Source organism: Nonomuraea sp. NPDC004186 (assembly GCF_053603495.1).
In genome coordinates this window covers 1-23,963 of the sequence record NZ_JBSGFQ010000131.1, presented here as the reverse complement: position 1 = coordinate 23,963, position 23,963 = coordinate 1, and the positions used below count along the sequence as shown (strand labels likewise).

The 23,963-nt window shown below is 70.0% G+C and carries 22 protein-coding genes; 18 read left to right on the top strand and 4 right to left on the bottom strand.

Annotated features, from left to right (window positions below; translation table 11 throughout):
* The first annotated feature begins 516 nt into the window (after nt 1-516).
* Entirely contained in the window at nt 517-1,488 is a 972-nt protein-coding gene (locus ACWEPL_RS55375; RefSeq protein WP_452441326.1) for an HAD-IIA family hydrolase, read from the top strand.
* Between the two features lie 918 nt (nt 1,489-2,406).
* Here the strand turns inward: ACWEPL_RS55375 and ACWEPL_RS55370 are convergent.
* Nucleotides 2,407-2,754 carry an SCP2 sterol-binding domain-containing protein gene (locus tag ACWEPL_RS55370; RefSeq protein WP_350739886.1) on the bottom strand — a complete coding sequence of 116 codons (348 nt, stop codon included), beginning with the start codon at nt 2,752-2,754 and terminating at the stop codon, nt 2,407-2,409.
* Between the two features lie 128 nt (nt 2,755-2,882).
* On the opposite strand from ACWEPL_RS55370, the gene ACWEPL_RS55365 reads away from it, so the two are divergent.
* The 13 genes from ACWEPL_RS55365 to ACWEPL_RS55305 all read left to right on the top strand — a co-directional run bounded on the left by ACWEPL_RS55365 (nt 2,883) and on the right by ACWEPL_RS55305 (nt 15,641).
* Nucleotides 2,883-3,044, top strand: coding sequence for a hypothetical protein (locus tag ACWEPL_RS55365; RefSeq protein WP_350739888.1), 162 nt, complete (start codon nt 2,883-2,885; stop codon nt 3,042-3,044).
* Complete coding sequence (locus ACWEPL_RS55360) at nt 3,041-3,853, top strand: TlyA family RNA methyltransferase (protein WP_350739891.1); 813 nt, start codon at nt 3,041-3,043, stop codon at nt 3,851-3,853. Before ACWEPL_RS55365 ends, ACWEPL_RS55360 begins: the two co-directional genes overlap by 4 nt.
* Nucleotides 3,850-4,749, top strand: a complete 900-nt coding sequence (locus ACWEPL_RS55355; RefSeq protein WP_363970093.1) for an NAD kinase — start codon at nt 3,850-3,852, stop codon at nt 4,747-4,749. The genes ACWEPL_RS55360 and ACWEPL_RS55355 overlap by 4 nt, the downstream gene beginning before the upstream one ends.
* Before the next feature lie 105 nt (nt 4,750-4,854).
* A complete protein-coding gene (gene recN, locus ACWEPL_RS55350) occupies nt 4,855-6,564 on the top strand; it encodes a DNA repair protein RecN (RefSeq protein ID WP_350739897.1) in 1,710 nt (569 codons plus the stop codon).
* A 73-nt stretch (nt 6,565-6,637) separates the two neighbouring features.
* Nucleotides 6,638-7,834, top strand: coding sequence for a putative cytokinetic ring protein SteA (gene steA, locus ACWEPL_RS55345; RefSeq protein WP_350739900.1), 1,197 nt, complete (start codon nt 6,638-6,640; stop codon nt 7,832-7,834).
* Entirely contained in the window at nt 7,831-8,808 is a 978-nt protein-coding gene (locus ACWEPL_RS55340; protein ID WP_452441324.1) for a copper transporter, read from the top strand. Before steA ends, ACWEPL_RS55340 begins: the two co-directional genes overlap by 4 nt.
* A 1-nt stretch (nt 8,809) precedes the next feature.
* Nucleotides 8,810-9,673: a hypothetical protein gene (locus ACWEPL_RS55335; RefSeq protein ID WP_452441323.1), complete on the top strand. Its 864-nt coding sequence runs from the start codon at nt 8,810-8,812 to the stop codon at nt 9,671-9,673.
* 73 nt (nt 9,674-9,746) lie between these two features.
* Nucleotides 9,747-11,360 carry a murein biosynthesis integral membrane protein MurJ gene (gene murJ / locus ACWEPL_RS55330; protein ID WP_363970086.1) on the top strand — a complete coding sequence of 538 codons (1,614 nt, stop codon included), beginning with the start codon at nt 9,747-9,749 and terminating at the stop codon, nt 11,358-11,360.
* A gap of 166 nt (nt 11,361-11,526) precedes the next feature.
* Entirely contained in the window at nt 11,527-12,606 is a 1,080-nt protein-coding gene (locus ACWEPL_RS55325; protein ID WP_452441322.1) for a glycosyltransferase family 4 protein, read from the top strand.
* 177 nt (nt 12,607-12,783) lie between these two features.
* Entirely contained in the window at nt 12,784-13,767 is a 984-nt protein-coding gene (locus ACWEPL_RS55320) for a TerC family protein (RefSeq protein ID WP_185077015.1), read from the top strand.
* Between the two features lie 108 nt (nt 13,768-13,875).
* A complete protein-coding gene (locus ACWEPL_RS55315) occupies nt 13,876-14,517 on the top strand; it encodes a phosphatidylserine decarboxylase (protein ID WP_350739914.1) in 642 nt (213 codons plus the stop codon).
* A complete protein-coding gene (gene pssA / locus ACWEPL_RS55310; protein WP_350739917.1) occupies nt 14,504-15,328 on the top strand; it encodes a CDP-diacylglycerol--serine O-phosphatidyltransferase in 825 nt (274 codons plus the stop codon). Before ACWEPL_RS55315 ends, pssA begins: the two co-directional genes overlap by 14 nt.
* 37 nt (nt 15,329-15,365) lie before the next feature.
* Nucleotides 15,366-15,641, top strand: coding sequence for a hypothetical protein (locus ACWEPL_RS55305; RefSeq protein WP_363970081.1), 276 nt, complete (start codon nt 15,366-15,368; stop codon nt 15,639-15,641).
* Nucleotides 15,642-15,997: 356 nt separating this feature from the next.
* Here the strand turns inward: ACWEPL_RS55305 and ACWEPL_RS55300 are convergent, their stop codons facing one another.
* Both ACWEPL_RS55300 and ACWEPL_RS55295 read right to left on the bottom strand, forming a co-directional pair.
* A complete protein-coding gene (locus tag ACWEPL_RS55300; RefSeq protein ID WP_452441321.1) occupies nt 15,998-16,654 on the bottom strand; it encodes an MBL fold metallo-hydrolase in 657 nt (218 codons plus the stop codon).
* Entirely contained in the window at nt 16,651-17,445 is a 795-nt protein-coding gene (locus tag ACWEPL_RS55295) for a maleylpyruvate isomerase family mycothiol-dependent enzyme (protein ID WP_452441319.1), read from the bottom strand. Before ACWEPL_RS55295 ends, ACWEPL_RS55300 begins: the two co-directional genes overlap by 4 nt.
* A 216-nt stretch (nt 17,446-17,661) precedes the next feature.
* Here ACWEPL_RS55295 and uvrA point away from each other — a divergent pair, with 216 nt between their 5' ends.
* A complete protein-coding gene (gene uvrA / locus ACWEPL_RS55290) occupies nt 17,662-20,502 on the top strand; it encodes an excinuclease ABC subunit UvrA (protein WP_364260285.1) in 2,841 nt (946 codons plus the stop codon).
* Between the two features lie 487 nt (nt 20,503-20,989).
* Here uvrA and ACWEPL_RS55285 read toward each other — a convergent pair whose 3' ends face one another.
* The gene (locus ACWEPL_RS55285; RefSeq protein ID WP_452441317.1) at nt 20,990-21,724 is read right to left on the bottom strand and encodes a DUF2306 domain-containing protein; all 735 of its coding nucleotides are present in this window, start codon (nt 21,722-21,724) and stop codon (nt 20,990-20,992) included.
* Nucleotides 21,725-22,349: 625 nt separating this feature from the next.
* Between ACWEPL_RS55285 and ACWEPL_RS55280 the strand changes: the two genes are divergently transcribed.
* From ACWEPL_RS55280 to ACWEPL_RS55270, 3 genes are all read left to right on the top strand, one after another.
* Entirely contained in the window at nt 22,350-22,778 is a 429-nt protein-coding gene (locus tag ACWEPL_RS55280) for a Rieske (2Fe-2S) protein (protein ID WP_452441316.1), read from the top strand.
* A 142-nt stretch (nt 22,779-22,920) separates the two neighbouring features.
* Complete coding sequence (locus ACWEPL_RS55275) at nt 22,921-23,394, top strand: Rieske (2Fe-2S) protein (RefSeq protein WP_350739937.1); 474 nt, start codon at nt 22,921-22,923, stop codon at nt 23,392-23,394.
* Between the two features lie 45 nt (nt 23,395-23,439).
* Complete coding sequence (locus tag ACWEPL_RS55270; RefSeq protein WP_192785735.1) at nt 23,440-23,886, top strand: Rieske (2Fe-2S) protein; 447 nt, start codon at nt 23,440-23,442, stop codon at nt 23,884-23,886.
* Nucleotides 23,887-23,963: the final 77 nt, after the last annotated feature.

Sequence of the window (23,963 nt, the reverse complement as noted above, 5' to 3'; positions counted from 1 at the left end):
CGGCGCGATCCTGGTCAGAGCGCGGGCGGGGCGGGGGCGTGAGGTTTGGTAGTGAGTGATCTCGGGGCGCACGGGCGCGGGTGAAGATTGCTCCGGTTTGAAAGCTGGGGCTGGTGGGTGTGGGTGCCGCCCGCCCGATTGGCGGTGTGGAGCTCAGGCGTGCCGGGTGCTCTGGTGCCGACAAGGGTGAGGAGACCGGCGATGTAGCCAGGGTGGGTTGTGGAGCCTAGGCGGGCTGTAATGCGTTTGGGGCGCGGGGGAACGGCCGCTGGGTCAGTCGGCTCGACATGGCGTGCGGCGGCGGCTGATGAGGGGCGTTGGTTGGTGTGGGCGTGGGATGTGAAGTTGGGCGCTCTGCGCATGTAGGGGTGGGTGTCTCTGCGTGTGCGCGTGGTGTGGAGGTGGGTGTCCCCGCGCATCGGCGGTGGGCGTGGAAATGGTCGGCCCTTGTGTGGGTGAGGGTTGCGGCGGCGCTAGAGTCGCACGCGGCGTGAGAGTCAAACGGGGAGAGGCACTGTGCTGATCGACGGCTATGACACCCTGCTGCTCGACCTCGACGGTGTGGTCTATCTGGGCAGCCATGCGGTGCCGGGGGCGCCGGCGGCGTTGGAGGAGGCTCAGCGGCGTGGGGTGCGGCTGGCGTACGTCACCAACAACGCCTCTCGTACGCCTGCTGCCATCGCCACTCACCTTCGCGAGCTTGGGGCGCCGGCCTCGGCTGACGACGTGGTGACTTCGGCTCAGGCCGCTGCTCGGTTGGTCGCCGAAAGGGTGCCGCCTGGGTCGAACGTGCTCGTCGTCGGAGGGTCCGGGTTGCGGCTGGCCCTACGGGATCGCGGGCTTCGGCCGGTTTCTACCGCCGCCGAGTCGCCTGTTGCCGTGGTGCAGGGGATCGCCCCCGGGCTGTCGTATGGGCTGCTGTCGGAAGGGGCGCTGGCGGTGCGGCAGGGGGCCTTGTTCGTGGCCTCCAACGGGGACAGCACGATGCCTACCGGGCGAGGGGAGCTGCCGGGGAACGGGGCGATGGTTCGGGTGATCGCGGCGGCTACCGGGGTTGAGCCGATATATGCGGGTAAGCCTGATCCGCCGTTGCATCGGGAGTCCATGATCCGTACGGGGGCGCGGCAGCCGTTGGTTGTGGGGGATCGGCTGGACACCGATATCGAAGGGGCCTCCAACGCGGGGGTTGAGAGCCTGCTGGTGCTGACCGGGGTGGCTACGGCTGTCGATGTGCTGACGGCGGGACCGCGTCATCGGCCCACCTATGTCGGTGAGGATCTGCGTACGTTGCTGGAGTCTTATCCCGAGGTGCGGGACGGGGCTTGCGGGGGGTGGCGGGCCCGGTGGCAGGACGGCGTGCTGCGGCTCGATGGTGACGGGAGCCGAATTGACGGGCTGCGGGCCGCCTGCGACGCGGCGTGGGCCGTGGCTGGGGAGGGGCGGGTCGAGGAGGACGCCGTGAAGCCCGTGCTGGATCGGTTGGGCTGAGGTTCGCGAGGGCTGGGCCACCCTTGAGGGTTCGCCGGTCTCACTGAAGTGTTGCCGGGTAGAGGCAGGTCGGTGAATCTGGCGCAGGGATGTCGGGTGTTGGCGCTGCCTCTCGCTGCCGCCCCTGCTGTCGCCGCTGCCGCTGCCGTGGTTCCCGGACCCGCCGTTGCTGTGGTCGCTGCGGTGATCGCCGTCGCCGCTGCCATGGTCGCCGCCGCTGGACGGGTGGGTGGGCTCGGATGTCCCCGCTGCGTGGTGTCGGGATTGGGGTGGCGGCGGTGGGTGTGGGGCTGGTTGGCGTTTGGGGGCGTGTACGGTCTGCTGGGGGTTGCGGGCAAAGAGCCGGTGAATCTGCTCAGGGGCTGGTTGGCGTTGGGGTGTGTGCTGCCTGCTGGGGTTTCGGGCAGGGCGGCGGTGAGTCTGCTCAGGGGCTGGTTGGTGGTGCCTGCCCCTCTGCTGCTGCCTCGCTGCTGCTGGATGGGCCGGTGTTGGTGACCTGATCTCATGGCTGCGCGGTGTTGCTGGGGTTGGGGCGCGCGGGGTGAGTTCGGCGTGGTTGGCGTCAGGGGTGGGGCCAGCAGTAGGCGGTGCCATCGTGGCGACTATGCCGGTCGCGGTCGTCAGATGGTCTGGCCCGTTCGGAGGGAGGGCGGGCAGACGGAGGGAGGGCGGGCAGGAGGCTCAGGGGTGGTGAGTGGTGAGCCGCCCCTTGGGGCGGCTGGGGAGGGTTGGGGTGGTGTGCGGGCCCGACGGGCAGGGCGGCGGGTCAGTTGGGCAGGGCGGCTGGTTCGTTGGTTGGGGTGGCGGGTTCATTGGTTGGGGTGGCGGGTTCGTTGGGGTAAGCCAATGGGTTCATTGGGGTGGAGTGATGGGCTTGTTGAGGTGGGGTGATGGGTTTGTTGGGTGGGGTGGGTTCCGTTAGAGGAGTCTGCGGAGGCGGAGGAGGTCGCCGAAGCTGGCGTCGACCTTCACTCGTCCCCCGAGGAGCGCGCGAGCGAGATCCAGCTCCCCGTCCACCAGGGCGATCAGGTCGTCGCTCGCGATCGTGAGCTTGACGTCCGCCGGCTTGCCGTCCGATGGTGGACGTTCGGTGAACGGGTCGAGCCCTCCGTGGTGCAGTCGGCCGTAGAAGATCACGTCGAGGTCGGGAACCCGGCAGCTGACCGTCCGCTCGACCACGTGCTTGGCACGATCCTGCTCGTCGATCTCGTCGAACTGGGCGACGAGCTTCACCAGTGCCGCCCGGCACTCCTCGACGCTTGCCATGATGCGCATCCTTTCATTTCCCTTTGCGGACGGTAGCGTTCCACATCAGTAGCACCCCCGTATGAGCTTCAACGCGTGACACGCCTGCCAAGGTCCCGGGCGCTCGCGGGAGGCGTTACGGTCGAGTCATGAGTGAGCTGCCGGAGGAGACCGGCAACGAGCGGGTCGATGCCATCGTGGCCGGTCTGGGCCGCCTTGGCGAGCTGCCGGTGAGTGAGCACGTTCAGGTCTTCGACGAGGCGTTCTCCGGGCTCGAGTCCACGCTGGCCACCGCAGTGGAAGAGCAGTGAGCCGGCGGATCCGCCTCGACAGCGAGCTGGTACGCCGGGGCCTGGCCAGGTCGCGCGAGCAGGCCGCCCAGCTCATCGAGGCCGGCCGGGTCAGCGTCGGGGGCCAGGCGGCGCGCAAGCCCGCCACCCAGGTCGAGACCGCCTCCGCCATCGTGGTGGCCGAGTCGGAGGACGGGCCCGACTACGTTTCGCGAGGAGCGCACAAACTTCTCGGCGCGCTCGAGGCGTTCGAGAACCTGAGTGTGGAGGGCCGGCGCTGCCTCGACGCGGGCGCCTCCACCGGCGGGTTCACGGACGTGCTGCTGCGCCGCGGCGCCGGTCACGTGCTCGCCGTGGACGTGGGATACGGCCAGCTGGCGTGGTCGCTGCGTACCGATGAGCGGGTGACGGTGATGGAGCGCGTCAATGTACGCGACCTGACCCCCGAGATGGTCGGCGAGCCGCCCACGCTGGTCGTGGGCGACCTGTCGTTCATCTCGCTGCGGCTGGTGCTGCCCGCTCTGGCCTCGGTCGCCGCGCCGCGGGCCGATTTCGTGATGCTGGTCAAACCGCAGTTCGAGGTGGGCAAGGACCTCGTCGGGGCGGGTGGCGTCGTGCGCGATCCCGAGTTGCGCAGGCGTTCGGTGAGCGATGCCGCCGCCAAGGCCCGGGAGCTGGGGCTGACCGTGCGCGGTGTGACCGCCAGCCCCTTGCCGGGACCATCGGGAAATGTCGAATATCTGCTCTGGCTGGGCAAAGGGGAGGGCGAGCCGGCTGTCGCCGACCTCGAAGCCGAGATCCAACGTGCTGTCGCGGAAGGGCCGCAATGAAACGGACCGTGCTGGTCGCCGTACACACCGGGCGTGACGCCGCAGTCGAGAGCGCTCGCCTGGTCATCAACCGGCTGGTGGACGCCGGAATCAACGTCAGGGTGCTCGAGACCGAGTACGCCGAGGTCGGCTGCGGCGGCGTGGAGACGGTGCCCGGAGATCCGGGCGCGGTCAAGGACGCCGAGGTCATGATCGTGCTCGGTGGCGACGGCACGCTGCTGCGTGCGGCCGAGCTGACCAAGCCGGCGGGTACGCCGCTGTTGGGGGTCAATCTCGGACATGTCGGGTTCCTGGCCGAGGCGGAGGTCGCCGACCTGGCTGAGGCGGTCGACAGCGTCGTGGCGGGTCGCTACGACGTCGAGGAGCGCATGACCATCGACGTTCTCGCCAGGCAGAACGGCCGGGTGATCGCCGACACGTGGGCGCTCAACGAGGCGACCGTGGAGAAGCAGGAGCGCATGCTCGAGGTGGTCGCCGAGATCGACGGCCGCCCCCTGTCGCGGTGGGGGTGCGACGGCGTGATCTGCGCCACCCCGACGGGCTCGACGGCCTATGCTTTCTCGGCGGGCGGACCCGTCGTGTGGCCGGAGGTGGAGGCGCTGCTCATGGTGCCCATCAGCGCGCACGCGCTGTTCGCCAGGCCGTTGGTGGTCTCGCCGCGTTCCACGCTGGCCGTCGAGATCCTGCCCGAGACGCCGGGCGGCGTCCTGTGGTGCGACGGGCGGCGCCGCTTCGAGTTGCCGTCGGGCTCGCGGGTCGAGGTGCGCAGAGGCGCCGAGCCCGTACGCCTGGCGCGGCTGCACGGCGTGGAGAACAGCGGCGCGCCGTTCACCGACAGATTGGTCGCCAAGTTCGAGCTTCCTGTTCAGGGCTGGCGCGGAAGGGTGCGACCCTGAGTCAATGGAGGCGGGACCGCGTAGGATCGCCTGGGCACACGTTGGCACACGTGTTCGGAGACGACGCGGGTGACCATCAGACACGGCAGTGAACGGGAGTGGGCAGTGCGACCAAGGGTCGAGGAGGTCCGCATCCAGGGGCTCGGCGTCATCGACGAGGCCGTGCTCGAGCTTTCGCCGGGCTTCAACGTGGTCACCGGCGAGACCGGCGCGGGCAAGACGATGGTCGTGACCGGGCTCGGGCTGCTGTTCGGCGGCCGGGCCGACCCCTCGCGCATCCGTCCGGGAGCCGATCGGGCGCGCGTCGAGGGCACGCTGGTCATCAAGCCGGCCGGACGCGTCTCCCAACAGGTCGAGGACATCGGCGGCGAGGTCGAGGACGGCGAGCTGATCATCTCGCGCACCGTCTCGGCCGAGGGCAGATCCAGAGCCTGGCTCGGCGGGCGCACGGTGCCCGTCGGCACCCTGACCTACCTCGCCGACGACCTGGTGGCCGTGCACGGGCAGATGGACCAGCAGCGGCTGCTCCAGCCGGCCAGGCAGCGCGCGGCGCTCGACCGTTATGCCGGAAACGAGCTGGTCAAGCCGCTGCGGGCGTACTCGCAGGCGTACAAGCGGCACAAGCAGGTCGGCGCGCTCCTCGAGGAGCTGACCACCAGGGCCAGGGAGCGCACGCAGGAGGCCGACCGGCTGCGGTTCGGTCTGGAGGAGATCGAGAAGGTCGAACCCAAGCCGGGCGAGGACACCGAGCTGCGCGGTGAGGAGGAGCGGCTCTCGCACGCCGACGCGCTGCGCAGCGCCGCCACCACCGCGCACACCGCGCTGCTCGGCGACCCCATGGAGGCGGCGGGAAGCCCCCACGACGTGGTCTCGCTGCTCGGCGAGGCGCGTACGGCCGTGGAGGCCGTACGCGACTTCGACCCCCAGCTCGCCTCCGTGGCCGACCGGCTGGCCGAGGCCGGCTACCTGATCTCCGACGTGGCCACCGACCTGGCGGCCTACGCGGAGTCGATCGAGGCGGATCCGGCGCGGCTGGCGGCGGTGCAGGAGCGCCGCTCCGTGCTGTCCGGGCTGATCAGGAAATACGCGGAGGACAGCGCGGGCGTCCTGGCCTGGGCGCAGCAGGCCGCCACGCGGCTGGCCGAGCTGGAGGGCGACGACGAGCGCATCGAGGAGCTGACCCGCGAGCACGAGGAGCTGACCGCGCGGCTCACCGACCTGGCCGCCGAGCTCACCAGGGTGCGCCAGAGCGCCGCCGAGCGGTTCGGTCAGGCCGTGACCGAGGAGCTGACGGCGCTGGCCATGCCCCATGCCAGGGTCGTGGTGCAGCTCAGCCAGAGCGAGGAGTTCGGCCCCGAGGGCCGCGACGAGGTGGAGCTCCGGATGGCGGCCCACCCCGCCGCGCCGCCGCTGCCGCTCAACAAGGGCGCCTCCGGCGGTGAGCTGAGCCGGGTCATGCTCGCGATCGAGGTGGTGTTCGCGGGGGCGGACCCGGTGCCGACGTTCGTGTTCGACGAGGTGGACGCGGGGGTCGGCGGCAAGGCCGCGGTCGAGATCGGGCGCCGGCTGGCCAGGCTCGCCCGCACCGCGCAGGTGATTGTGGTCACCCACCTGCCGCAGGTCGCCGCGTTCGCCGACCAGCATCTGGTGGTCGAGAAGGCGAGCGACGGCAGTGTCGTGCGCAGCGGCGTGGTCACGCTCGACCACGAGGGCAGGGTACGCGAGCTCTCCCGCATGTTGGCGGGCTTGGAGGACTCCGAATTGGGCAGAGCCCACGCGGAAGAACTCCTGGGGCTGGCCGCGGCAGACAGGTGATCCTGGGTGACATAGCGGACACGCCGCGTCATGCGTGGCCTCTGCGCTGTTTCGCTCTGGCAGGATGGTCTTGATGAAGGTTCCGGGAAGCAAGATGCCGGGCCTCCGCGGCCGGAAGGTCGGAGACCTTCCAGGTGTAACGGCAGTGGCGAGAATCGACCGGCGGACCAAGAGGCTGACAAAGCGCCTCCAGCCCGGGGAAATTGCGATTATCGACCACGTTGACGTTGACCGGGTCAGCGCGGAGGCGCTCGTCGCATGCGGTGCCGCGGCGGTGGTGAACGTCGCCTGCGGCATCAGCGGCCGCTACCCCAACCTGGGGCCCCAGATTCTGCTCGAAGCGGGCGTGCCGTTCGTCGACAACGTCAATCAGGAGCTGTTCGAACGCGTCAAGGACGGCGACGTCGTACGCGTCAGCGACGGCGTGGTCTACCTCGACGACGACATCGTCGGCAAGGGCAGTGAGCAGACCGTCGAGGCCGTCGAGTCGGCCATGGCCGAGGCCCGCGCCGGGCTCGCCGTGCAGATCGAGGCCTTCGCCGTCAACACCATGGAGTACGTCCGCGGTGAGGGCAAGCTGCTCATCGACGGAGTCGGCGTACCTGAGATCCGCACCCCGATGGAGGGCAGGCATGTCCTCATCGTGGTGCGCGGGTATCACTACAAAGAAGACATCGCCACCCTTCGCCCCTACATCCGCGAATACCGCCCCGTCCTCGTCGGCGTCGACGGCGGGGCCGACGCGCTCATGGAGGCCGGCTACCTGCCCGACGTGATCGTGGGCGACTTCGACTCCGTCTCCACCAAGGCCCTGACCTGCGGCGCCGAGCTTGTCGTACACGCCTACCGCGACGGCAGGGCGCCGGGCCTGGAGCGCGTCCACCAGCTCGGCCGCGAGGCGGTGATCTTCCCCGCCACCGGCACCAGCGAGGACATCGCGATGCTCCTGGCCGACGACAAGGGCGCCGAGCTGATCGTGGCCGTCGGCACCCACGGGACGCTGGAGGAGTTCCTCGACAAGGGACGCCCCGGCATGGCCAGCACGTTCCTCACCCGGCTGATCATCGGCAGCAAGCTCATCGACGCCAAGGGCGTGAGCAGGCTCTACCGCAGCCGCATCTCCACCCCGCAGCTGCTCCTGCTCGTGATCACGGCGCTCATCGTGATGAGCGTCGCGCTCTTCCTCTCACCGATCGGCCAGACCTGGCTGAACGGTCTGCAAGATGCCTGGAACGCCTTCATCTTCTGGCTGGTCGGACTTTTCTCGTGATCGATTTTCGCTACCACCTCGTCTCCATCGTCGCGATCTTCCTGGCGCTCGCGGTGGGAATCGTGCTGGGCACCACGCTGCTGCAGGAGCCCGCGGTCAAGTCGGCGCAGGAGGTGGCCGCCCAGCTCACCAAGTCGAAGGAGGAGCTGCGGACGCAGCTCGACGCGCTCCAGGGCCGCGAGGCCGGCAACGACGCGCTCATCACCGCCCTGACGCCGGACCTGGTGACGGGTGACCTGACGGGCCAGCGGGTGCTCCTCGTCGAGACGCCCGGCTCCAGCACCACCGTTCGGGAGGCCGCGCAGCAGGTGCTCACGCAGGCGGGCGCGGAGATCTCCGGGCGGGCCTCGCTGACGGAGAAGTTCTTCGACCCCAAGGGCGTCGGCGTGCTGGATGGCCTGGTCAACCAGCTCAAGCCGGCCAACATGATCTTCCCGGCCACGGCCACCTCCTGGGACCGGGCCGCCATGCTGCTGTCGGCCGCCTTTGTCACCCCCGACCAGGCACAGGCCAACACTCCCAACCCGGCCACCGCCGACGTCGTCAGCTCCTTCGAGACGGGCGGGCTGCTCACCACGGACGGCGACCCGGTCAAGCGGGCCACGCTCGCCGTCATGCTCGCGCCGGAGAAGCCGTACGAGGGCGAGAGCGCCGAGGTCCAGGCGGGCGCGCTCGTCTCCGTGGCCGGCGGGCTTGACCTGGCGGGCAAGGGCACGGTGCTGGCCGGGACCGTCGCGACCCCCGCCGCGCCCGGCGACCCGATCGCCGCCCTGCGCGACGACGGCGAGGTCTCCAAGAGGGTCAGCTCGGTCGATACCGCCGACATGCCCGCGGGCCGGGTCGCGATCGTCTACTCTCTCCGGGAGCAGCTCAACGGGCGTGCCGGCCAGTACGGCGTCGGCAAGGGCGCCTCGGCGATGCTGCCCACGGTGACGACCGCCACTCCGTCCCCCACCACCCAGTCAGGGAGCTGACATGCCTGCCACCCAGGCCCGTGGCCTCCTCTACGCGCTCGCCGGTGCCGCGATCGGCGCCGCGGCCGCCCGCGTCGCGTACGCCGCGTTCACCCGCAACAAGCCGGCCGACCTGAGCGGCCGCTGGACGCGCAAGAACCACCGCGGCGAGCCCATCACGCTGCTCGAAGGCCCCGCGTTCGTGGCGGGGGCGAGCACGGCGGCCGCGCTCACACCCGGCCTGCCGGGGCGGTTGCGCCTGGCCGCGCTCGTCGCGGGCGCGGGCAGCGGCGCGCTCGGCGCCTACGACGACCTGTACGGCACCACGTCGTCCAAGGGCTTCAAGGGCCACCTGACCGCGCTCGCCCGGGGCGAGGTCACCAGCGGCGCCGTCAAGATCCTCGGCATCGGCGCCACCGGGCTCGGCGCCGCCGCCCTCGTCTCGCAGGGACCGGTCGACACCCTGGTCAACGGCGCCGCCATCGCCGGCGCCGCCAACCTCGCCAACCTCTTCGACCTGCGCCCCGGCCGGGCCATCAAGGTGGGCCTGCTGACCGGCGGGCCGCTGCTGGCCGCCTCCCTCTTCCGCGACTCGCCCGCCACCGCGGCGCTGGCCGCCGTGCCGCTGGGGGCCGCCGCGGCGCTGCTGCCGGACGACCTGGGCGAGCGCGCCATGCTCGGCGACGCCGGGGCCAACTCCCTGGGCGCCCTGCTCGGGCTCGCCGCTGTCACCAAGCTGGGGCGTCCGGGCCGCTATGTCCTGCTGGGCACCGTGGTGGCGCTGACCGCCGCCGCGGAGAAGGTCAGCTTCACCAAGGTCATCGCCGGCAACCCCGTGCTCAACCGCCTCGACATGCTCGGCCGCCGTCCGGTCGACCCTGTGTGACCGCTCGTTTGTCGGTACGACCTGCCAGGATGTTCTGCGTCGGCGCGATCGGGCGCGGGGCTGGGGAGGCCGGGTGGCAGTGGTGACGGCGCGAGGGGTCGCGGGCGGCGCCATGCTCATCGGGGCCATCACGGTGCTGGCACGCGTCGCCGGGTTCGCCAAGCAGTACGCCTTCGCCCAGACGGTGGGGACCAACTGCCTCTCGACCGCCTACATGACGGCCAACCAGATCCCCAACATCGTGTTCGAGGTGGTCGTCGGCGGGGCCCTGGCCGGGATGGTCGTCCCGGTGCTCGCCGCCCGGGCCTCGGACGACGACCGGGAGACCGGCAAGCGGGTGGGGTGGATCAGCTCGGCGCTGCTGACGTGGGTGGTCGTGGTGCTCGTCCCGCTGGCCGTGCTCACCGCGCTGTTCGCCGGGCCGGTCATCGGGCTGTTCTTCGGCTCCCCGATCAAAGGGTGCGACATGGGCGCGGTGACGGCGGTCGCCACCCGGATGCTGGTCGTCTTCGCGCCCCAGATCCCCCTTTACGGTGTCGCCGTCGTGCTCTACGGCGTGCTGCAGGCGCACAAGCGCTTCGCCGGGCCCGCAGTCGCGCCCCTCGTGTCCAGCATCGTGGTCATCGTGGCCTACCTGCTGTTCGTGCCGCTCAGCGGTGGCGACAGCAACCCTGAGTCACTGTTGGGCCCGGCCGAGCTGGCGCTGTCGCTGGGGACCAGCCTGGGGGTGCTGTCCCTGGTGCTGGCCGTGATCGGGCCCACGGCGCGGCTGGGGTTGAGGTGGCGGCCCACCCTGCGATTCCCCGACGGGGTGGCCGGGCAGGTGCGCCGGCTCGCCTTCGCCGGGATCGCCGCGCTCCTCGCCCAGCAGGCCGCCACGATCATGGTGTTGGTGCTGTCCAACCACGCGATCGGCAACGGCGCCATCGTCGTCTACAACTACGCGTGGGCGATCTACCTGGTGCCGTACGCGGTGCTGGCCGTGCCCATCGCCACCAGCGCGTTCCCCCGGCTGTCCGCGCAGGCCGGCGAGCCGCGGGCGTTCGCCGAGCTGGCGGCGCGCACCACGCGGGCCGTGGTGCTGGTGTCCGGGCTGGCCGCCGGGGTGCTGGCCGCCGCGTCGGGGCCGGGAGCGGTGGTGTTCCTCGGGATCAAGACCGAGGTGGACCCGTCCGAGCTGGCGCACGCCATCGCGCTGTTCGCGCCGGGCCTGGTCGGATACGGGCTGATCGCGCACCTGAGCCGGGTCCTCTACGCGGCCGGCCGCGGCCGGGAGGTCGCCACCGGGACCGTGACCGCGTGGGTGGTGGCGACGGTCGCGCAGGCGGTCTTCGCGCTGGCGCTGCCCGGGGGGTGGAAGATCGGTGGCTTGGCGCTCGGGATGAGCGTCGGCATGAGCGTGGGCGGGGCGCTGCTGCTCGGCTCAGTGGTCCGCGCCCGGGGGAGCGCGGCGGTGGCGGGCCTGCCCCGGGCGGCGGTCGCGGCGGCCGGGGGCGGTTTCCTGGGTTACCTGGCAGGGACCGGCGTGGTGGGGCTGGTCGGGGCGAGCGGCATCTGGCCCAACGTGTGGGCCACCGTCCTGGCCGCCGCCGTCGCGCTGGTGGTGGGGGCCGTGGTCGTGGCCCTGGTCGATCGAGCCGACGCCGATGCCGTGGCCGGGCTGCTGCGCCGGGGCGGGCGGGGTTGAGAGCGTGCGGGGTCGAGCGGGCTGGGTTGAGCAGACGGGCTTGAGCAGACGGGCTTGAGCGGGCTGGGTTGAGCGGGCTGGGTTGAGCAGACGGGCTTGAGCGGGCTGGGGTTGAGCGGGCCGCTCCGTGGCCCGGCGGCCGGGAGCGGCGAGGAAGGAGCGGGTTGTGCGGGTGGCATTCGTGCTGGGCACCACGTCCGGCGGCACCGGGCGGTATGTCCGGATGCTGGTCGAAGGGCTGGTGCGGCGCGGGCATCAGGTGGCCGTCATCGGGCCGCGCAGCGTCGAGGAGCAGTTCTCCTACGGTCGTGCCGGGGCGCGGTTCGCGGCGGTGGCCGTCTCGGACCGGCCGCACCCCGCGAACGACCTGCGCACCGCGCTCGCCATCAGGCGGTTGACCCGGGACGCCGACGTCGTGCACGCCCACGGTCTGCGGGCCGGGGCGCTGGCCGCCCTCGGGAAGCGGGGCGGGCCGCGACTGGTGGTCACCCTGCACAACGCGCTGACCGCCGGAGGGTTCGTCGGGCTCGTCTACGGGGTCCTGGAGCGCATCGTGGCGCGGCGGGCCGATCACGTGCTCGTCGTCTCGCCGGACCTCGGCATGGGCATGGCCCGGCTCGGGGCCCGGGACGTGCGGGCCGCCGTCGTGCCCGCGCCCGGGCTCCGGCCGGCGGCACGCACCCCGCGGCAGGTCCGGGACGAGCTGGGCGCGGGCGACCGGCCGGTGCTCCTGACGATCGCCCGGCTGGCCCAGCAGAAGGGGCTCGAGACGCTGCTCGACGTCGCCGCCGGGCCGTGGCCGTCCGAGCAGCCGGTGTTCGTGGTCGCGGGGGACGGGCCGCTGCGCGGGGAGTTGCAGAGCAGGATCCAGGCCGAGAGCCTGCCCGTGATGCTGCTCGGCAACCGGGACGACGTGCCCGACCTGCTCGGGGCCGCGGTCGTGCTGGTGATGCCGAGCCGGTGGGAGGGCCAGCCGCTGACCCTCCGCGAGGCGCTCATGTCGGGAACACCGGCAATCGCATCCGATGTGGGTGGAATTCCAGAAATTTTGGGGGATGCTGGGATCTTGGTTCCACCCGGGGATGTTGAGGCGCTGCGCCGGGCCGTACAGGCGCTCGTAGCTCCCGGAGCTGCGGAAACACTGGCTGCGGCGGCCGCGCGGCGGGGGCTGGAGATGCCCGGGGATGACGACGCCGTCGAGAGCGTGCTGGCCGTTTACGGTGGTCAAGATCCAAAGGATGATTAGGCCGCGCCGAACGGTTCTCATATACTGCCTGGGTTAGGGAGGGGAGTATCCCTTCGCGACAGCCTCGTCATCACGGTGCAGCCCCGCTCCACGGGGCCCCCGGGGCTGCCGGTCCGCGGTTTTCAGCGGGCGGGAGAGACCTCCGGCAATGAGTCGTGCATGCCGGAGGGTCTTGACGTGACTGTACCCGTGTGGGCCTGGATCGCCGTGATCGGCGGTCTCCTTGTCGTCCTCGCCATTGACTTGTGGATAGTCGACCGTGGAGAAGCCCGAGAGTTCTCCATGCGGCAGGCCGGATACTGGGTGACCTTCTATGTCGCTCTCGCCATTGTGTTCGGAGTGCTCCTGTGGGCCACTGTCGGAGGAGACAAGGCCGGTGAGTTCTTCGCCGGCTACATCACCGAATACAGCTTGAGCGTCGACAACCTCTTCATCTTCTTCATCATCATGAGCAGATTCGCCGTGCCACGCCAATACCAGCACAAGGTGCTGCTCGTGGGCATCCTGCTCGCGCTGGTGATGCGCGGTATCTTCATCGCGCTCGGGGCCGCCGCCCTGGAGCGCTTCAGCTGGCTCTTCTACGTGTTCGGCGCCTTCCTCGTCTACACCGCGATCAACCTCATCCGCCAGCACCTCAAGGGCGAGGAAGAGGAGTTCAACGAGAACGTCGTGCTGAGGTGGGTGCGCAGGGCCTTCCCCACCACCGACGGGTACGTCGGCTCCAAGGTCACCGTCAAGATCGACGGCCGGCGCATGGTGACCCCGATGCTCATCGTGATGGTCGCGATCGGAAGCACCGACCTGCTCTTCGCGCTCGACTCGATTCCGGCGATCTTCGGGCTCACCAAGGACCCGTTCATCGTCTTCACGGCCAACGCGTTCGCCCTGATGGGATTGCGTCAGCTCTACTTCCTGCTGGGCGGGCTGCTGCAGCGACTGGTCTACATCAGCTATGGTTTGGCGTTCATCCTGGGGTTCATCGGGGTTAAGCTGATATTGGAGGCGTTGCACGCCAGCCATGTCTCCTGGGCGCCCGAAATTCCCATCTGGGTGTCGCTCTCGGTCATCGGCGCCACCATGGTCATCACCACCGTGGCCAGCCTGATCAAGGCCCGCATCGACGCGCGCAAGGGCGAGGAACCGCACCCGGAGCAGGTCTAGCGAAAAGGGCTTCGAGGCGCTTTGCTTGTGTAGTTGTGCCGTGTAATAGTTGCTAGTTCTGTAACATCACGGCAAAGCGCCCAATCCAGTCACCATCAAAGGTTGTACGTGTCAGACGATTCTGCCAAGTCGAGCCGCGTCAGGCTCGCACGCGGGGTCTCCCCGTGGCTCCTCCCGACGGTGGCCGCGGCGGCCGCCACCGCGCTGCTGACGCGCCGAGACCGGCGCTGGGCGCTCGCGGCGGTGCCGCTGAGCGCACTCACCGGCGGTATGCTCTGGTTCTTCCGCGACCCTGACCGCACTCCCGGCGAGGGACGCGTCCTGTCGCCCGCCGACGGCGTGGTGCAGAGCATCGACCCGTGGCCGGACGGCCGCACCAGGGTCGCGATCTTCATGAGCCCGCTGAACGTACACGTCAATCGGGCCCCTCTTGCGGGAAATGTCACCTCCGTGCAGCATGTGGCAGGTGGGTTTCTGCCGGCGTTCAACAAGGACAGCGACCAGAACGAACGCGTGGTGTGGCATTTCGAGACCACGCTGGGCGACATCGAGATGGTGCAGATCGCGGGCGCGGTGGCGCGCAGGATCGTGCCATACGTGAGCAGCGGTGCGAAGGTGGCGCAGGCCGAGCGGATCGGGCTCATCAGGTTCGGTTCGCGCGTCGACATCTATCTTCCCGAAGGGATCTCTCCCGCGGTGTCCGTGGGTGAGAAGACGGTTGCGGGGGTGACCAGAATTGACCGCGGCTGACGCCGGCAGTTGGCAGGCGGATGAGGAAGAACCTCGTGGTCCCGTCGGCAAGGCGTTCCGCCTGTCCGCCGCGGACTCCCTCTCGCTGGGCAACGCGGTCTGCGGGTTCCTCGCGGTGTGTGTGCTGGCGTACTCCGCGATCCAGCAGCTGACGGTCGCCGGCGGTCATTTCACGCCCGTTCCCAGCTCTTTCGCCACCGCCATCGTGCTGCTGCTCATCGGCGCGACGTGCGACCTGTTCGACGGCCTCGTGGCGCGGCGTTTCCGAGCCTCCGCGATGGGCGCCGAGCTCGACAACCTGGCCGACGTCATCAGCTTCGGGTTCGCGCCCGCGTTCATGGTCGTGATCTGGGGAGGGTTCACCAAAGAGGTGCCGTTCCCGATGGTGGTCGGGGCGGCGGCGGCCGTGCTGGTGGCCGGCGTCGTACGCCTGGCCAGGTTCGCCTGCGTCAAGACCAAGAGCGGCGACTTCATGGGCCTGCCCATCCCCATGGGGGCCATGACCGTGATCTCCATCGTGCTGCTGTTCCAGCCGAGCGTCTGGTCCCTGCTGGCCGTGCTCGCCGTGGCGTGGCTGATGGTCAGCCGGATCGAGTACCCCAAGCCGAAGGGCCAGCTCCTGGCGGGCGTCCTGGGCTGGATCATGGTGAACGTGGCGTTCCTGACCTTCTGGGTGGCGTGGCCCGAGGGCGGCGACATGCCGATCAAGATCGGCGCGAGCATGCAGATCGCGCTCGTGGCGGCGATCCCTCTGCGGGTGCTGGTCTACAAGCGGGAGCAGCGCCGCGAGGCCGAACGTATTAACAACTGACCGGGATTTTTCGTCTTACTTCGGCTTTGATGGAGCCATGTCGGCTACGCCGCGCGAGCACACGCGCACGTACTATCTCGGCAAGCTGGCCACGGAGCTGGAGCAACGCGGGCTGACGGCCACGCTCCGGCCTTACCCGCCCGCGTTGCGGATCAGCGATCCCGACACGGCGCTGCTGGCGGAGACCGTCGACTGCGTGCCGATGTCCGACGGATGGTTCTATCGGTGGTCGTGGGGCGAGGTCGTCGGCCTGGCCGACGACCCCGCCCTCGCCGCCGACCGCATCCTCCACGTCCTCTCCACCCACTCGTAGGCCCATCTTTTGCGGCTGCGCACGGTGGACCGCGCGCCGGTCTTCAAGCCCATCCTTTACGGCTGCGCACGGTGGGCCGCACGCTGGTCCTCAGGCCCATCCTTTACGGCTGCGCACGGTGGGCCGCACGCGCCGACGTGGGTGGCCATCCGTCATGGCCGGTCGTGAAGGCCCACGGGTTGCTCGCCGTGACGACGCGCGTTCTGGGCCGATTCCGTGGTGAGTCTGACCACGGCGGCATCGAGAGCGCGGCGCCCTCGCGGAAGAGGCGTTGCTTGCTCTCAGACGGTCGTCCCCAAGTGGCAGGCCGCGCAAGTCCGTCCCAAACAGCGCGGCCCGCCCAAGTGGCGCTTAGATCACCAGCCGCGAGACTTCCATTCGGGGAGGGACGGGCGTTCGGTGGCGAGGGTGGTGTCCTTGCCGTGGCCCGGGTAGACCCAGGTCTCGTCGGGGAGGCGGTCGAAGATGCGCTCCACCACGTCGGTGTAGAGCTGGGTGAAGCGCTGCGGGTCCTTCTGGGTGTTGCCGACGCCGCCGGGGAACAGCGAGTCGCCCGTGAACAGGTGGTGTCCCGCCTCGCCGCCGTCGTACAGCAGAGCGATCGAGCCCGGCGTGTGGCCGCGCAGGTGGATGACCTCCAGCGTGACGGCGCCGACGGTGATCGTGTCGCCGTGCTCGACCGTGCGGTCCACCGGCACGGGCAGGGCGGGCGCGTCGAGCGGGTGGGCGATCACCTCGGCGCCGGTGACCTTGGTCAGCTGCTCAAGAGCCTGCCAGTGGTCGCCGTGCTGGTGGGTCGTGACGATCTCTCCGACCGGCCGGTCGGAGATCAGGGCGAGCAGCCGATCGGCGTCGGCGGCCGCGTCGATCAGCAGCCCGTCGCCGGTCTCCGAGCAACGCAGCAGGTACGCGTTGTTGTCGAACGGGCCGACGGCGAGCTTGTAGATCGTGAGCGCGGGCAGCTCGCGCACGTCGGCGGGGCCGCCGACCTGGACGTCACCTGTGTAGGTCATGGGTAGTCCTTCGGGGGTGTCGTGGGCAGATCAGCGGGGGCCGGCATCGTCAGCCACGGCGGCGGCTCCGGAAGGCCCTCGCCCGCGGGCGTGAACGACTGCCCCACTGGCACCAGGGTAACGCCCTCACCCCTCGACCGGCCGGTCAGCCAGGCCAGCATGTCGGCCGGCGCGCCCTCGACCGCAGGGCCGGTGCCGAGGCCGGGCCACCTGGCGGTGATCCCGCCCGACGGGTTCTTGAGCATGATCTCGCTCACCGTGCCGCGGGCGTGCGGCCAGCAGGCGCGGCAGTCGTGGAGTTCGCGCAGGACGAACGGTGCGGGCCAGTCGGCGGGGCCGTACCCGGCGGCCAGGTCCACGTGGTGCAGGCCGATCTCGCGCAGGCGACGTACCAGGAGGTACCAGGCGGGGTGCTCGGGCGGGCGCATGCCCTCCACCCGGGCCGACCAGCGGTCCTGGGGCAGGTCGCGGACGGCGGCGGCCAGGCGGGCCGCGCCTTCCTCGAGGTCGGCCAGGTGCCGGGCGGCTGGGTAGGTGGAAGCGGCCTCGATCGCGGCGGTCCTGGCCTCGTGGGAGGCGTACTGTGGGACTTTGACGCCCGTCTTCGCCCAGGTCAGGAGGTTGAGGTGGGAGTCGGCGTTCTGCGCGACGTGGGCGAGCACGTGTCCTCTGGTCCAGCCGGGCAGGAGGGAGGGCTCGGCGAGATCGGCGTCGGACAGGGACGCGGCCGTGGCCAGCAGCCGGCTGGTGGCCGAGGCCAGCTCGGCCTGCAGCGCGAGTAGGACGGTCATGTCTGGATATTTCATCAGCTGGGGGCGTGGGCTGGCGCCCGGCATAAAGCCGCAGGTCAGCTGGTTGAATGTGGAAGGGCTCCTGCCGGGGTGGGAGATGGCCGTAACCTGTGAGGGACGGATTTTCGGGGGCCGGGCAACGGTCCGCCGAAATTGTCGGAGCCTCCGTCTACCATCCCCCGTGGACCTATCCGCCTTTTGACCTCCGGGATCGCCGTGGCAGACCGCCTGATCGTGCGTGGTGCACGAGAACACAACCTCAAGGACGTCTCGCTCGACCTGCCGCGAGACTCGCTGATCGTCTTCACCGGCCTGTCCGGCTCCGGGAAGTCGAGCCTGGCCTTCGACACGATCTTCGCTGAGGGCCAGCGGCGCTACGTCGAGTCGCTGTCGGCGTACGCCCGCCAGTTCCTCGGCCAGATGGACAAGCCCGACGTCGACTTCATCGAGGGCCTGTCGCCCGCGGTGTCGATCGACCAGAAGGCCACCAGTAAGAACCCGCGCTCGACCGTCGGCACGATCACCGAGGTCTACGACTATCTGAGGCTGCTGTGGGCGCGCATCGGCAAGCCGCACTGCCCGGTGTGCGCGCGGCCGATCGCCAGGCAGACGCCCGAGCAGATCGTCGATCGCGTGATGGACCTGGAGGAGGGCACTCGCTTCCAGGTGCTCGCGCCGGTCATCAGGGGCCGCAAGGGCGAATACGCCGAGCTGTTCCGCGAGCTGCAGACCAAGGGTTTCGCCAGGGCCAGGGTCGACGGCACGGTCGTGCGGCTGGAGGAGCCGCCGAAGCTGAAGAAGTACGAGAAGCACGACATCGAGGTCATCGTCGACCGCCTGTCGGTCAAGGAGTCGGCGCGGCGCCGGCTCAACGACTCGGTCGAGACCGCGCTGCAGCTGTCCGGCGGCACGATCACGCTCGAGTTCGTCGACCTGCCGGAGGACGACCCCAACCGGGAGCGGTTCTACTCCGAGCACCTCTACTGCCCCTACGACGACCTGTCGTTCGAGGAGCTGGAGCCGCGCTCGTTCTCGTTCAACTCCCCGTTCGGCGCCTGCCCCGAGTGCACGGGCCTCGGCACGAAGATGGAGGTGGACCCCGACCTGGTGGTGCCCGACCCCGAGCGCACGCTCGGCGACGGCGCGCTCCACCCCTGGTCCGGCGGCCACACGAGCGAATACTTCGTCAGGCTGATCGAGGCGCTCGGCCACACGGTCGGGTTCACCCTCGACACGCCGTGGGAGAAGCTGCCGAAGAAGGCGCAGAAGTCGCTGCTGTACGGCCACGACGAGCAGGTCCACGTACGCTACAGCAACCGCTACGGCCGCCAGCGCTCCTACTACACCACCTACGACGGCGTCATCCCGTGGGTGCAGCGCCGGCACGCCGAGGCGGAGAGCGACTCGACCCGCGAGCGGTTCGAGGGCTACATGCGGGAGATCCCGTGCCCGGCCTGCAAGGGCGCCAGGCTCAAGCCGGTCACGCTGGCGGTCACCGTCGCCGACAAGTCGATCGCCGAGGTCGCGGCCATGTCGATCGGCGAGTGCGCGAAGTTCCTGGCCGGGCTAAAGCTGTCCGACCGCGACATGCACATCGCCGAGCGGGTGGTCAAGGAGATCAACGCCCGCATGGGCTTCCTGCTCGACGTCGGCCTCGACTACCTGACCATGGACCGCGCCGCCGCCACCCTGGCGGGCGGCGAGGCCCAGCGCATCAGGCTGGCCACGCAGATCGGCTCCGGCCTGGTCGGCGTCCTGTACGTGCTCGACGAGCCGTCCATCGGCCTGCACCAGCGTGACAACATGCGGCTGCTCGACACCCTCGTCCGGCTGCGCGACATGGGCAACACGCTGATCGTGGTCGAGCACGACGAGGACACGATCGCGGCGGCCGACTGGGTGGTCGACATCGGCCCCGGCGCCGGCGAACACGGTGGCCAGGTCGTCGTGTCCGGCACTGTCCAGGACCTCCTGAGCAGCGAGGAGTCGCTGACCGGCCAGTACCTGTCCGGCCGCAAGAGCATCGCGATCCCGGCCAAGCGCCGCAAGCGCGACAGGAAGCGGCAGATCACGGTCAAGGGGGCGCGCGAGCACAACCTCAAGGGTGTCGACATCGACTTCCCGCTGGGCGTGTTCACGGCGGTCACGGGTGTGTCGGGGTCCGGCAAGTCGACGCTGGTCAACGACATCCTCTACAACGCGCTGGCCAAGGAGCTCAACGGCGCCCGCACGGTGCCGGGGCGGCACTCGCGGATCAACGGCATGGACCACGTGGACAAGGTCGTCCACGTCGACCAGTCGCCGATCGGGCGCACGCCGCGTTCCAACCCGGCCACGTACACGGGCGTGTTCGACCACGTCCGCAAGCTGTTCGCGGCCACGGCCGAGGCGAAGGTGCGCGGCTACCAGCCCGGGCGCTTCAGCTTCAACGTCAAGGGCGGGCGCTGCGAGGCGTGCGCGGGCGACGGCACTATCAAGATCGAGATGAACTTCCTGCCGGACGTCTACGTCCCCTGCGAGGTCTGCCACGGCGCCCGCTACAACAGGGAGACGCTGGAGGTCCACTACAAGGGCAAGACGATCTCCGAGGTGCTCGACATGCCGATCGAGGAGGCCCTGGGTTTCTTCGAGGCGATCCCTGCGATCAAGCGCCACCTGCAGACGCTCAACGACGTGGGTCTGGGCTACGTACGGCTCGGGCAGCCCGCGACCACGCTGTCCGGTGGCGAGGCGCAGCGCGTCAAGCTCGCCTCGGAGCTCCAGCGGCGGCAGACGGGGCGGACGATCTACGTCCTGGACGAGCCGACGACCGGGCTGCACTTCGAGGACATCCGGCGACTGCTGGGGGTGCTCGGACGGCTGGTCGACGGCGGTAACACGGTGATCGTGATCGAGCACAACCTCGATGTGATCAAGACCGCTGACTGGATCATCGACATGGGGCCTGAGGGTGGGTCCCGGGGCGGGACGCTGGTCGCCAGCGGGACGCCTGAGGAGGTGGCGCTGGTGGACGAGAGCCACACGGGCCGCTTCCTGCGGAAGATTCTCTCCTTCTGAGTCGCGCCCGGGGGCGTCCTCGTGCCTGAATCCCGCACGGGGGTGTCCTCGTGCGGGCGGCAGATCTGGCGGGGTGGCCGATCGGAGTGCCCGGGTGGCGGGCGGCTCCGGTGCGGACCGCTGCGGCACCCCGGTGCGGGCGCAGCGGTCCGGAGCGCACCGGGACGGCCGGCCAGACGCGGAGTGTGTCCGCGCGGGCGTTGCTGGTGGGGGACAGCGCCCACGTGGGGTGGTCGTGCTGGATGAGGTTAGGCACGCAGTGCTGGTGCCTGGCGACATTCGTGCTTACGCGCGAACTGGTGATGCCGAAGAGATGCGGTGTCCACACGAGCGGGTGTTGGGCGGACGTGGGTGCTCATGCGCGGTGGCATGGGCGGCGTTCGTAGTTGTGCGCGGTGGCGCTGGGCGGTGTCCGTAGTTGTGCGCGGGGTGGTAACGGGGCGACGTTGGTTCTGTGCGCGGGGTGGTAGCGGGGCGAAGTGTGCGTTCAGGCTGCTTGGCGGCTTGCGGCGGCGGCGCGGGCGCGGCGCTTGGCGGCGTCGCCGCGCTCCAGCCACCACTCGGCGAACAGCAGCGGCAGCACCCAGCCCAGCCATGCGCTCAGCGCGCTTACCATGCTCGCCAGCAGCGTCTCGTCGCCGTGGAAGGTTGTCTCCAGTTCGGGCGACAGGGCGATGGTGAACACGACGCCCCAGAGGCGGTTCGTGATGATGGACAGGGTCAGGGCGAAGCTGCGGACCATCCACCGGCGGTGGTCGACGAACCTGCGTTGCCTGGCCATCCGCCAGCCCGCCAGCGTGCAGGCCACCCAGAGGGTTGCGAGAACGACGCCGCTGGCCGCCGTCACCGGGCCGAAGTACGGCGTGGTCACCGACACGATCAGGCCCAGCACGCCGCTGGGCAGGCAGCCGCCGAAGACGTACACGCGGCCGATCCGGCGGTGCGCGCGGGGATAGCGCTGGCGGAACCACGGCCAGATCTGCAGGCAGCACGTGATCATCGCGGTCGAGCCGAAGATCACGTGCAGGGACAGCACCGCGAAGTGAGGTGGGAAGAAGTCGGGGGCGGGCACGCGGGACTGGGCCGGGTTCATGGACAGGTAGGGCGGCAGCGAGAAGGCGACGAACACGATCGCCACCACCGCCAGAGGGGCCACCCAGGGACGCCGCCACCAGCGGGGTCGGACGGGGGGTGTGGCCGGGCGTTCTGTCGTGAGAGTCATATGGGCAGGGTGGGCGTCGGCGCTGACCGTCGGCCTACCACCCGCTGACAGTCGATCACGCCGGGCGGTAGTCGAGTTCTCGCTTCGGCAACCGATTGCCGGGATGCCGACGGTTGTGGGGTCGCTGGGCCGTTTCGCTGGTGGGGGTGGTTGTGGGGCTGCGAGGCTGCCTCGCCGGTGTGAGCGGCTGAGGGCTGCTGGGCCGCGTTGCCAGTGTGGATGGCTGAGGGCTGCTTTGCTGCTCCGCTGGTGGGGAGTGTCGGGTCGCGTCGGCGCTGGAGTGGTTGGGGTGTCGGGTGCCTTGCCGGTGGGGTGGCCGAGGGCTACGGGGGACGCCTCGCCGGTGTAAGCGGGTGGGGCTGTTTGGCTGCCTTGCTGGCGCTGATGGCTGAAGGCTGCTGGCCGCCTCGCTGGAGTGGGTGGTTGGGGGTTGTTGGGTCGCCTTGCTGGTCGGGTGGCTGGGGGTTGCCGGGCCTTCTCGTCGGTGGGGGTGGGGTGCTACCCGGCGGGGGGACCGAGGGGTGGCGGCAATAAGGTTGGGTGATGGTAACGGCTTGACCTGCAGGGGGTCAGCGGCGACGCGGAGGGTCGGCAGTTCATGACGGTTACGGAGCGGGGCGCAGCCGTGCCTGAAACGGGGCCTGAAACGGGGCCTGAAGCGGGGTTCGGGCGGCGCAAGGTGCTGGGGGCGGCCGGGGTCGCGGCGTGTGCGCTGGCGTTGGCGGGGTGTGGCGGGGGAGATGCCAAGGCCCAGCCGAGTCTCAAGGGCAAGGTCATCGCCAAGGTCGCCGACGTGCCCGTGGGCGGGGGCAAGGTGATCGAGGACCTGCAGGTCGTGGTGACCCAGCCCACGCAGGGGGTCTTCATGGCGTTCAGTTCGATCTGCACGCACAAGGGCTGCGCGGTCAGCACCCCCAAGGAGAACGTCATCAGGTGTGCCTGCCACGGCAGCGAGTTCGCCGCCGACAGTGGCAAGGCCACCAAGGGGCCCGCGAGCGCCCCGTTGACGTCCTACAAGGTCAGGGTCGAGGGTGACGGCATCGTGGTCGCCTGAAGTGGCGGGTGAAGTGGCGGCGTGAAGTGGCCTGCTGAACACGTACTTATGCGTAGAGAACCGGATTGGGCTCGGGCACGCTGAACCGGCGCGAGGGCGCTGGCCGTACCTGAAGTGAAAGCCAATCTGGGAGGAACACACCATGACGGAAACGACTCGCCGGGCGATGATGCTCGGCGCCGGCGGCGCCGGGCTCGCGGCGGTTCTGACGGCGTGTGCGAGCTACGGCTCGCCGACGACGGAGGCGAGTGCGGAGCCGCCGGCGGAGGAGCCCGCCGAGGAGTCGTCGTCGCCGAAGAAGAAAAAGGCCGAGGCGAAGAGCGGCGGCGGCAAGGCGCTGGCTGACACGGCCGATATCCCCGAAGGCGGTGGGAAGGTCTTCGAGAACGAGAAGATCGTGGTCACGCAGCCGACCGCCGGGGAGTTCAAGGCGTTCACGGCGGTCTGCACCCACGCGGGCTGCACGGTCGCCACCGTCGCGAACAAGACGATCAACTGCCCTTGTCACGGCAGCAAGTTCAACATCAGCGACGGCTCCGTCAAGGACGGGCCCGCGAGCGAGCCGCTTGAGGAGAAGAAGATCACCGTGGACGGAGACAAGATCAAGCTCGCGTAGATCGCGTCTCATGAATTTCTCACCTAGGTGCGGTTGGGTGAGCGCATGGGAGATGACCTTCAGAGTCGCCGTGCAGTGTTCGCGAGCGTCGGTGCGGGCGGCCTCGCGCTGGCGCTCACCGCCTGCGGCGGCGGCACCGATACCGCACAGTCCGCCGGCACCGCCTCCGAGTCGAGCGCCCCGCAGTCCGGCGCGCCGCAAGCCGGTGGGGCGCTGGCCAAGACCGCCGACATCCCCGTCGGCGGCGGGACGATCTTCAAGGACCAGAAGATCGTGGTGACGCAGCCCACTTCGGGCGAGTTCAAGGCGTTCAGCGCCGTGTGCACGCACAACGGGTGCACGGTCGGCAGCGTCTCGGACGGGGTGATCGTCTGCCCGTGTCACAACAGCAAGTTCGCCATCGCGGACGGCTCGGTCAAGGACGGACCGGCCGACAAGCCGCTGCCCGCGCAGCAGATCAAGGTCGAGGGCGACCAGATCACGCTCGCGTAGGCGGGCCCCTGTTCAGGGAGGGCCCGCCCCCCCCGGGGGGTAGGCGCGGGGGGCCACCCGGTGGGTGGGGGGGACGA